This is a genomic window from Pelomonas sp. KK5, assembly GCF_001984095.1.
Classification (GTDB): domain Bacteria; phylum Pseudomonadota; class Gammaproteobacteria; order Burkholderiales; family Burkholderiaceae_C; genus KK5.
In genome coordinates, this window is sequence record NZ_LYVQ01000449.1 from 1 (window position 1) to 1,879 (window position 1,879).

Here is a 1,879-nt window from a genome sequence, read left to right on the forward strand (position 1 = left end):
CGGCGCGCGCTTCGCCGCCCTGCCCGCGCCGACCGCCAACAGCCTCTTCTGCGCGGCCATCGGCGCCCGCGGCGAGCTGCTGCTCGGCGGCCTGCGCGGCGCCGCCTACATGTCGACCAACGAGGGCCGCAGCTTCGACACGCTCGCCACGGACAGCGAGGGCAGCTGCGCCGCGGCCATAGCTGCCCGCGGCGGCGGCCTGTTCCTCGTCAACCAGCAGGGGCAGCTGCTGCGCCATGCCGAAGGCGAGCGCCGGCTGAGGACCGTCCCCACGCCGCCGATGGCGCCGCTGAGCGGCGTCCTTCAAGCCAGCGCGGGCGCGCTGGTGGTGGTCGGCGCGCGCGGCGTCGCCAGGATCGCCACACCATGAGCGCCCCATTCGACCCGCGCAGCGGCTCGCTGCCCGAGCGCTTCGTCTTCAACCACCGCCTCGCGGTGCTGCTCGCCTGCCTGCTCGTCACGCTGCTGCTGGCGATGCAGCTGCCGCGCCTGCAGCTCGGCGCCAGCTTCGAGAAGATGATCCCCAGAGGGCATCCGTACATCGCCAACTACCTGGCGAACAAGGAGCGGCTCTCGGGCCTGGGCACCGCCGTGCGCATCGCCGTCGAGGCGCCGCCCGGTGGCTCGATCTACGACCCCGCCTACCTGCGCACGCTGCAGCAACTGAACGACGAGGTCTTCCTGCTGCCCGGCGTCTACCGGCAGTTCATGAAGTCGCTGTGGACGCCCAACACCCGCTGGGCCGCCGTCACCGAGGCGGGCCTGGACGGCGGGCCGGTGATGCCGGACGGTTTCGACGGCTCGCCTGCCGCGTTGGCGCAACTGCGGCTCAACGTCGAGCGGGCCGGCGAGGTGGGCCAGCTGGTGGCGCCGGACCAGCGCAGCAGCATCGTCTTCGTGCCCCTGCTGGACACCGACCCGCGCACGGGCCAGGCGCTGGACCTGCCGCGCGTGGCCGCCAGCCTCGAAGCACTGCGGGCGAAGTACGAGACCCGTGGCGTCACGCTGCACATCACCGGCTTCGCCAAGGTCGTCGGCGATCTCGTGGAGGGCCTGCGGCAGATCCTCGGCTTCTTCGCCGTCGCGGTGCTGATCGCCATCGCCATCGTCTACGGCTGGACCCGCTGCCTGCGCAGCACGGCGCTGGTGGTCGCCTGCTCGCTGGTGGCCGTGCTGTGGCAGCTGGGTCTGCTGCCGCTGCTGGGCCTGGCGCTGGACCCTTACTCGATCCTCGTGCCCTTCCTGGTCTTCGCGATCGGCATGAGCCACGGCGCGCAGAAGATGAACGGCATCATGCAGGACATCGGCCGCGGCACGCAGCGGCTCGTTGCCGCGCGGCTGACCTTCCGGCGGCTCTTCGTGGCCGGGCTCACCGCGCTGCTGTGCGATGCGGTCGGCTTCGCGGTGCTGCTGTTCATCCCGATCGCGGTGATCCGCGAGCTGGCCCTGTCGGCCAGCCTCGGCGTGGCGGTGCTGGTCTTCACGAACCTGATCCTGCTGCCGGTGCTGCTGAGCTTCGTCGGCGTGAATCCCGAGGCCGCCGCGCGCAGCCTGCGGGCCGACAGCGCCGAGCCGGTGCTGTGGCGCTGGCTCGGCCGCTTCACCACGCGCCGCCACGCCGCCGCCGCGGTGCTCGTCGCGCTGGCGCTGGCAGGCGGCGGCCTGCTTCTGAGCAGCCGGCTGCAGGTGGGCGACCTGGACCCCGGCGCCCCCGAGCTGCGCGCCGACTCGCGCTACAACCGCGACCACCGCTTCCTCGCGAGCCACTATGGCGCCAGCAGCGACGTCTTCGTCGAGATGGTCGACGCGCCGCCGGGCGAGTGCGGCGCCTACGACGCGCTGCGCCGCATCGACGCGCTGGAGTGGCGGCTGGCGCAGC

Annotated in this window: 1 protein-coding gene and 1 pseudogene; both read left to right on the forward strand. The window is 72.8% G+C overall.

Annotation, left to right across the window (positions count from 1 at the left end; genetic code table 11):
• A pseudogene (locus B0W88_RS34080) lies at positions 1-370 on the forward strand (hypothetical protein); the annotation flags it as partial.
• Positions 367-1,879, forward strand: a 1,513-nt coding sequence (locus B0W88_RS31545; RefSeq protein ID WP_158080988.1) for an RND family transporter, incomplete at its 3' end; no start/stop codon positions are given. The pseudogene B0W88_RS34080 and the gene B0W88_RS31545, both read left to right, overlap by 4 nt.